The organism is Nocardioides luteus (assembly GCF_000960475.2).
GTDB classification, from domain to species: domain Bacteria; phylum Actinomycetota; class Actinomycetes; order Propionibacteriales; family Nocardioidaceae; genus Nocardioides; species Nocardioides luteus_A.
In genome coordinates this window covers 161,585-168,620 of record NZ_JZDQ02000009.1, presented here as the reverse complement: position 1 = coordinate 168,620, position 7,036 = coordinate 161,585, and the positions used below count along the sequence as shown (strand labels likewise).

The following is a 7,036-nucleotide window of genomic DNA, read 5'->3' as shown; positions in this document are numbered from 1 at the left end:
ATAACTTTGCGCAGGGCCACCTCTTCGGAGGTGGCCCTGCTGCTATTTGTGGCCTTTTGGAAGAATGATCCTGACGGTCTCTTCGCGCCACGCCCGGTTGACGTGGCGAGAGTCACGGGGTCCAATGTCATAGTTGCAGTCCGTATCAACATCTCGAACTAGGAGTTCCCATGGTCAAGAAGCTGCTCATCGCCGCCCTGATTGCCGCGGGTCTCGGTGTGGCCATCAAGCTGGTCACCAGCCGCTGATCCATAGCTTCTCCAGCTGCCCGGTGCCCTCGAGGCGCCGGGCAGCTGTCATTTGGCCGCTCAGGGGGAAGCTCGTCGCGCGAACCAGCTGCCGAGGCTGGCTCAGACTGACGAGAAACGGCGTCGAGCCGGCTCGTCATGACGAGCCGACTCGACGGGGAGTTCGGTCAGAACGAGCCGACTCGGCTTCAGCCGAGGAGGTCCGAGACGGAGGTGCGTACCTGGTCGAAGGCGAGCCAGGCGAAGAGCAGGGCGCAGATGATGAGGCCGATGTTGGAGACCCACTTGTTGCGCCACTCCGCGGGCGTGTGGCCCGTGTTGAGCAGCCAGAGCAGGGTGACGGCCAGGAACGGCATGAAGAAGGCGCCCAGCACTCCGTAGATGAGGATCAGCCAGGCGGGCTCGTCGGCGAGCAGCAGCCAGATCATCGGGGGGAAGGTGAGCCAGAGGATGTAGGAGCGGTACCAGATGCCGCCGCTCTGCGCCTCGGGCTGGTCAGCGCGGCCACGGATGGTCCCCATGAAGTCGGCGAACATCAGGCTCACACCGTTCCAGACACCGACGAGCGAGGACATCGCCGCGGCCCAGAAACCGATCAGGAAGAGCTTGCCGAACCAGTTGCCGTAGCGATCGGCGAGCACCTTCGACAGGTCGAGCATGCCCTGGTCGCCGGTGCCGATCGCGATACTGGCCGAGTAGAGCAGCTCGGCGCCCACGATGAGGGTGGCGATCACGAAGATGCCGGTCACGACGTACGCGGTGGTGTTGTCGAGGCGCATGACACGCATGAAGCTCGGGGTGCTCCAGCCCTTCTCACGCAGCCAGTAGCCGTAGGCGGCCAGGGTGATCGTGCCACCGACACCGCCGGCTACCGAGAGGAGGTTGACCAGCGAGCCCTCGGGGATGGTCGGGACCAGGCCGAGCAGGATCTCGGGGAGGTTGGGCAGCGTCACCAGGGCGGCGCCGACCATCGTGACGAACATGATCCCGACCAGAACGGCGAGGAACTTCTCGAAGAGGCCGTAACGGCCGGTCCACACGATGGCGAGACCGATCAGCCCGGAGGCGATGCCCCAGACCTTCACCGAGGCGAACGAGAAGAGCGCTGCCAGAGCCAGGCCGGTGCCGGCCATCGCGGCGGCGCCGTAGATGAAGCCCCAGATGACGATGTAGGGGCCGAAGTAGAGCGTCGTCCAGATGCCCAGACGCCGCCAGCCCTGGAAGATCGTCTCGCCGGTGGCCAGGCTGTAGCGCCCGGCGCCCTCGACGAGCACGACCTTCAGCACGCAGCCGACGACCACCGCCCACAGCAGGGCGTAGCCGTACTTGCTGCCCGCGATCAGGGTGGCGACCAGGTCGGCGGCGCCGACACCGGTCGCGGCCACGACGAGGCCGGGACCCAGGATCCGCCAGCGTGGGGTTTCAGTCGTCTCTGTCCTCGCGGCTTGTGACATGGGGCACAGGTATACCCGCTTTTAGGTAAGGTCCGCGAGCTTTTGCCGAAGGACGGCACGCTCTCGCTCGTTCGTGCACATCTCCGCCGCCCGCTCCAGCTCCGCGCGCGCCTCGACGGTCCGGCCCAGACGGCGCAGCAGCTCGCCGCGTACGGTCGGCAGCAGGTGGGTGTGGTCGAGTCGTTTGTCCTCGGCGATCCGATCGACGATCTCCAGCGCTCGCAGCGGCCCATGAGCCATCGCCACCGCCACGGAACGGTTGAGGTCGACGATCGGGTTGGGCGCGATGCGGCCCAGGGCCTCGTAGAGGACGATGATCCGCTCCCAGTCGGTGTTCTCGACCGAGTCGGCGACCGCGTGGGTCGCGGCGATCGCGGCCTGGAGCCCATAGGGGCCGAGACCACGTGGGGTCGCCTGGTCGAGGGCGGCCAGGCCGCGGCGTACGGCTCCCTGGTCCCACCTGGTGCGGTCCTGGTCCTCGAGGAGGACCGGGTCGCCGGCAGCGTCGGTGCGTGCCGGGAAGCGGGAGGCGGTCAGCTCCATGAGCGCGAGCAGCCCGTACGCCTCGGGCTCGTCGGGCAGCACGCCGATCAGCACGCGCGTCAGTCTCCGTGCCTCGCGCGCGAGGTCGGTGCGGATCAGGTCCTCGCCGGACGTGGCGGTCGAGCCCTCGGTGAAGATCAGATAGAGGACGTTGAGCACGCCGGCGAGCCGCTCCCGACGCTGGTCGGGCGAGGGCACCTCGAAGGGAATCTTCGCGGCCGCGATCGTCTTCTTGGCGCGGGTGATCCGGGCCTGGATCGTCGGCACCGGCACCAGGAACGCCCGAGCGATCTCCTCGCTGCTGAGTCCGCCGACGACCCTGAGCGTCAGGGCCACCCGGGCCTCCTTGGACAGCACCGGGTGGCAGGAGACGAACATCAGCGCCAGGACGTCGTCGTCGATCCGCTCCACGTCCAGGTCGTCGGCGTACGCCTCGTCCTGGTCGTGGGCGATGGCCTCGTACTTCTCGCGCTGGACCCCGGCACGGCGGATCGTGTCGATGGCCCGCCGCTTCGCGGTGGTCATCAGCCAGCCGACCGGGTTGGCCGGCTGCCCGTGCTCCGGCCAGGACACCAGGGCCTCGGCGAGAGCCTCCTGGGCGGCGTCCTCGGCAAGGGCGAAGTCGCCGGTGTAGCGCGCGAGCGCGCCGACGATGCGGGCGGACTCGATGCGCCAGATCGCCTCGACGGCGCGCGTCGCGTCACTCATCGGTGTCTCCTCGGTGACGTCGGACCTCAGAGCTGCCCGTTCTTGGTCCGCCAGTCGAGCTCCTTCTGGATCCACGGGTTGTCCTGCGGAAACTCGTCGATCGTCGGCACCCGGCGGACCTCGACGGCCGAGCCGGGGAAGTAGCTGAGCCGCTTCGCCCACTCGATCGCCTCCTCCTTCGAGGCGACCGAGATCAGGTAGAAGCCTCCGAAGAGCTCCTTGGTCTCGCCGTAGGGACCGTCGGTGACGACCGGCGCCTCCTCGGCATCGGCGTAGGTGACGACCGTGTGCTCCTCGGGGTCCAGGCCCTCCATGGCGAGCAGCACACCCGCCTTGATGAGCTCGTCGTTGAGCTGACCCATCTTCTCGAGCATCTGCTCGAAGGGGATGGCGGCCATCGCGGCGTTCTGCTTCTCCTCGTCGACGGTGCGCCAGATCAGCATGTACTTCGGCATCTCGGTATCTCCTGTGTCTGTGGGGCCGTCTGCCGGCCCGTTCACCCCTTGGTCGAACGAGGTCTACGCGGGATCGACAACGCTGCCAAGAATATTTCTGGGGTCTCGGTAGGTTGGGAACGTGAAGATCTCGCTGTGGCCCAACCTCGTCTTCCCCACCGCCGACATCCTCGCCGAGGCGCAGGCCGCCGACCAGGCCGGTTGGTACGGCGTCTGGGTCGCGGACCACTACATGCCCAACACCGGCTCCGAGGAGGTCGACGACGGGCCGATGCACGAGGTCTGGGGGATCCTGCCGGCGCTGGCCGCGACCACCCAGAACGTACGCATCGGGCCCCTCGTCTCGCCGACGACCATCCATCACCCGGCGCTGCTCGCCAACCGGTCCGCGACCATCGACCACATCGCGGGCGGCCGCTTCGTGCTCGGCATGGGTGCCGGCTGGCAGATCAACGAGCACAAGGCGTACGGCTTCGACCTGCCGGGGGCGAAGGTGCTCGTCGACAGGTTCGAGGAGGCGATCGAGGTCACCCGGTCGCTGCTCGACAAGCCGCGCACGACGTTCGAGGGCACGCACTTCCAGCTCACCGACGCCCCGTGCGAGCCGAAGCCGGTGGCCTCGCCGCTCCCGATCCTCGTCGGTGCCAAGGGACCGCGCATGCTGCGGGTCGTCGCCCGGCACGCCGACGAGTGGAACACCTGGGGCACGCCCGAGAGTGCCGGTGCGGTGCGGGCCAAGCTCCTGGAGGCGTGCGAGCAGGTCGGCCGCGACCCGTCCACGATCAGGACGACCACCAACCTCATGCTCGACCTCGACGGCGCGAACCCGGGCTTCGCGAGGACGCAGACCGGTTCGGCCGGCGAGCTCCAGGACCTGATCGGGCGCTACGTCGAGGCCGGGTTCGACGAGTTCATCATGCCGACGTGGAACCTCGGTGAGACCGGCGCGGAGCGGATCGAGCGGGCCGCCCAGATCAAGGCCGAGGTGCTCGACCCGGCTCTGTAGGCCGGGCGAGGATGGCGCTGTTGATCACGTCGGTCCCGGGAGCGTCGACCTCGGGGTCGGCCTCGTCGACCACGGTCAGGCCGGCCAACGCCTCGGGGCCGACCCGCGGATAGAGCAGCGTACGCAGCCCCCGGGCGCTCCGGGCCAGGACGAGACCGTTCGGACCGAGGTGGGTGACCGCCTTGTCGAGCACCGCGGCCTTCGCGGCGTCGTCGGCGCCGACCAGGCCGGCGAGGAGCACGACGTCGACGGGTCGCGGCGGGTTCGCGGCCGCGGCCTCGGCGTGCTCGAAGGTCACGCCGACGGCTCCCAGACGTCCGAACGCGGCGGAGGAGAGCCTGATCGCCTCGGCGTCGTGGTCGACGCAGTGCACCGCGATGCCGTGCTCGGCCAGGCAGAGCGCGGTCAGCGGAAGCGGCCCCGAGCCGAGGAGCAGCACCTGTCGTGGCGTGGTGCCCTGGCGGCGTACGGCCTGCAGCTCCATCTCGACGAGGAGCCGGTAGTTCTCGCGGTAGGGGAAGCGGGCGAACGTCTCCGCGGGGTCGGGCGAGCTCGCGATCCGATCGGCCCAGACCCGCTCGAGGGCGTGCTCACCGGCCGACGCGACGGCGCGGAAGACGGCCGGGGGACGCGACGGCGGCAGGGCCGCCAGCACGGTCTCGGCGGCGGACTCGGGCACGCTCAGGACCGCGGTCACCAACCGGTTGAAGAGTGCGTTGACGACGATGCCGGGTGCCAGCGACTGCTGGTCGAGCAGGTCGTCGAGGGTGGAGACCAGGCGTTCGTCGACGGCTTCGAACGCTCCCGGATTCACATCGGGCAACCCTTCCACATCGGCGGCGCCCGCTGCAGGGAGTTCCGTCGAGGCGACTCACTCCGCGGCACGGATGTTTCTGGGACGATGTAGAACCACGCCGGCCGGCTACGACGTACCCCCGTAAGCACGCCTACGGAAGGCGCCCAGCAGGCGCCGTTGAAAGGGAAGTCATGAAGTACGTCATCCTCATCCACTCCAACCCGCAGCCGTGGGGTCACCCCACGGGTGACTTCACCCCCGAGATCCAGTCGCTGCCGCAGGAGGCGAGGGAGAAGCTCAACGCGGCCTTCGAGGGGATCTTGGAGGAGCTCTCGGCCAACGGAGAGCTCCTCGGCGGGCAGCCGCTCGCGGACCCGGCCTCGGCCAAGCTCTACCGCTGGGACGCCGGCGAGCCGATCGTCACCGACGGTCCCTACTCCGAGGCGAAGGAGCACCTGGCCGGTTTCTTCCTGATCGACGTCGAGTCCCAGGAGCGGGCCGAAGAGGTCGTACGCAGCTTCAGCGGCCCCGGTGAGACGGTCGAGCTGCGGCCGGTGGCAACCTACTGACATGACGGTGACGGGAGTCGAGGATGTGTGGCGGCAGGAGTCCGCCCACGTCCTCGGCGCCCTGCTGCGGGTCCATCCGGACCTGCCCGACTGCGAGGACGCCGCCCAGGAGGCCCTGATCGCGGCCAGTCAGCAGTGGACTCGCGACGGCCTGCCGGCAGACCCGCGGGCGTGGTTGATCCGGGTCGCCCACCGGCGGCTGATCGACCAGATGCGGTCGGATGCCGCCCGGACCCGACGCGAGGTCGCCGACGGGATGGCCCGGCGGCTCGACGACCCCGACCCGGCCGCCGTGGAGATCGGCTCGGCCTACGACGACTCGCTGCGGCTGATGATGATGTGCGCCCATCCCGCGCTGCGCCGCCCTTCCCAGGTGGCGATCACCTTGCGGTGCGTGGGCGGCCTGACGACGGCGGAGATCGCGGCTGCGTACCTGGTTCCGGAGGCGACCATGGCGCAGCGCCTCAGCCGGGCGAGGGCGACGTTGAAGGACGAGGAGTTCTGCTCGCCCGCCCCCGACGAGCTGCCCGAGCGGATCGCGTGCGTGCTCGACGTCTGCCACCTGATCTTCAACGAGGGCCACACCCGCACCAGCGGCCCGGACCTGCAGGGCATCGAGCTCACCGACGAGGCGATCCGGCTGACCCGGATGGTGCGCGGCATCCTGCCCGAGCACGACGAGGCCACCGGCCTGCTGGCGCTCATGCTGCTGACCCAGGCGCGCTCGTGCGGGCGCGTCGACCACCTCGGTGACCTCATCCCGCTCAAGGACCAGGACCGTTCGCAGTGGGACCGCGAGCTGATCCGAGAGGGTGTCGCGCTGCTGGAGGAGGTCCTCCCCGAGGGGCCGGTGGGCCGCTACCAGCTGCAGGCGGCGATCGCCGCGGTCCATGCCGGGGCCGAGTCGTACGAAGCCACCGACTGGCTCCAGATCAACCTGCTCTACGGGATGCTCGCCCAGGTCGCGCCCTCGCCCGCGGTCACGCTCAACCGGGCCGTCGCCGTGGCGATGAGCCTCGGCCCCGAGCACGGGATCGAGATCGTACGCGAGCTGCTGGAGCACCCGGCGATGCAGCGGCACCACCGGGCCCATGCCGTGCTGGCCCACCTGCTCGAGCAGTCCGGCGACCTCGCCGCGGCCCGGGAGCACTACGTGCTCGCGGCCCGGCTGACCCAGAGCGTGCCCGAGCAGCGCTATCTGAACCGCCGGGTCGAGGCCCTCGATCACCGCTGACGGCCACCCGGCTGAGCGATCAG

7 protein-coding genes are annotated in these 7,036 nt (G+C 69.4%); 3 read left to right on the top strand and 4 right to left on the bottom strand.

The features are described 5' to 3' along the window. Positions 1–436 precede the first annotated feature (436 nt). From UG56_RS08465 to UG56_RS08455, 3 genes are read right to left on the bottom strand one after another with little or no spacing between them, the layout of a single operon-like run. A complete protein-coding gene (locus UG56_RS08465; RefSeq protein WP_045550556.1) occupies positions 437–1,702 on the bottom strand; it encodes an Nramp family divalent metal transporter in 1,266 nt (421 codons plus the stop codon). A 21-nt stretch (positions 1,703–1,723) separates the two neighbouring features. After that, positions 1,724–2,953, bottom strand: a complete 1,230-nt coding sequence (locus UG56_RS08460) for an RNA polymerase sigma factor (protein ID WP_045550555.1) — start codon at positions 2,951–2,953, stop codon at positions 1,724–1,726. Between the two features lie 26 nt (positions 2,954–2,979). Continuing rightward, on the bottom strand, positions 2,980–3,408 hold the full coding sequence (locus UG56_RS08455) for a YciI family protein (RefSeq protein ID WP_045550554.1): 429 nt from the start codon (positions 3,406–3,408) through the stop codon (positions 2,980–2,982). Between the two features lie 121 nt (positions 3,409–3,529). Between UG56_RS08455 and UG56_RS08450 the strand changes: the two genes are divergently transcribed. Next, on the top strand, positions 3,530–4,414 hold the full coding sequence (locus tag UG56_RS08450) for an LLM class flavin-dependent oxidoreductase (RefSeq protein ID WP_045550553.1): 885 nt from the start codon (positions 3,530–3,532) through the stop codon (positions 4,412–4,414). Here the strand turns inward: UG56_RS08450 and UG56_RS08445 are convergent. Continuing rightward, on the bottom strand, positions 4,383–5,228 hold the full coding sequence (locus tag UG56_RS08445) for a nicotianamine synthase family protein (RefSeq protein ID WP_052693939.1): 846 nt from the start codon (positions 5,226–5,228) through the stop codon (positions 4,383–4,385). The two genes, UG56_RS08450 and UG56_RS08445, sit on opposite strands and share 32 nt — an antisense overlap. A 173-nt stretch (positions 5,229–5,401) precedes the next feature. Between UG56_RS08445 and UG56_RS08440 the strand changes: the two genes are divergently transcribed. After that, complete coding sequence (locus UG56_RS08440; RefSeq protein WP_045550552.1) at positions 5,402–5,779, top strand: YciI family protein; 378 nt, start codon at positions 5,402–5,404, stop codon at positions 5,777–5,779. A gap of 1 nt (position 5,780) precedes the next feature. Then, on the top strand, positions 5,781–7,013 hold the full coding sequence (locus tag UG56_RS08435; RefSeq protein WP_045550551.1) for an RNA polymerase sigma factor: 1,233 nt from the start codon (positions 5,781–5,783) through the stop codon (positions 7,011–7,013). Positions 7,014–7,036: the final 23 nt, after the last annotated feature.